At 73.8% G+C, this 692-nt stretch carries 1 protein-coding gene; it reads right to left on the bottom strand.

All coding sequences use genetic code 11. From position 1 onward, the window contains the following. On the bottom strand, positions 1-692 hold a 692-nt coding region (gene nagB, locus LQ326_RS47370; protein WP_234545407.1), incomplete at both ends, for a glucosamine-6-phosphate deaminase.

Below are 692 nucleotides of genomic sequence, written 5' to 3'. Positions count from 1 at the left end.
ACGACGACCGTGGCATGCGGATGCAGTTGCAGCGCCGACGCCGGGCACACCGCGGCGACCGGCCCCTCCACCGTCGCCGCGACCGCGTCGGCCTTCCCCTCGCCCGTGGCCAGCAGCACCAGATGCCGCGCCTCCAGGATCGTCCCGATCCCCTGGGTGATGACGTGGTGCGGCACCTGCGCGATGTCGCCGCCGAAGAACCGCGCGTTGTCGATGCGCGTCCGCTCGGTCAGCGTCTTGATCCGGGTCCGCGAGGCCAGCGACGAGCACGGCTCGTTGAACCCGATGTGCCCGTCGGTCCCGATCCCGAGCAGCTGCAGATCCACGCCGCCCGCCCGCGCCAGCTCCGCGTCGTAGGCCCGGCAGGCGGCCCGCACGTCCTCGGCCGCGCCGTCGGGACCGAGGAACGCCTCCATCCCGATCCCGAGCGGCTCAAGCACCTCGCGCCGCAGCACCGACCGGTACGACTCCGGATGCTCGGCCGGCAGCCCCACGTATTCGTCGAGCTGGGCGATGCGCGCCCGCGAAGCGTCCACGGCACCGGCCCGGACCTTCGCGGTGAGCGCCTGGTAGACGGGCAGCGGGGTCGAACCCGTGGCCACCCCGAGCAACGCGTCCGGCCGGTGCCCGAGCAGCTGCGCCATGGCCTCGGCGATCAGCTCGCCACCCGCCGCGGCGTCCGGAACGATGAC

Source organism: Streptomyces shenzhenensis (assembly GCF_021462265.1).
Taxonomy (GTDB): domain Bacteria; phylum Actinomycetota; class Actinomycetes; order Streptomycetales; family Streptomycetaceae; genus Streptomyces; species Streptomyces shenzhenensis.
Note: the sequence above shows the minus strand (reverse complement) of the source record. Positions and strands in the feature narration are given on the sequence as shown.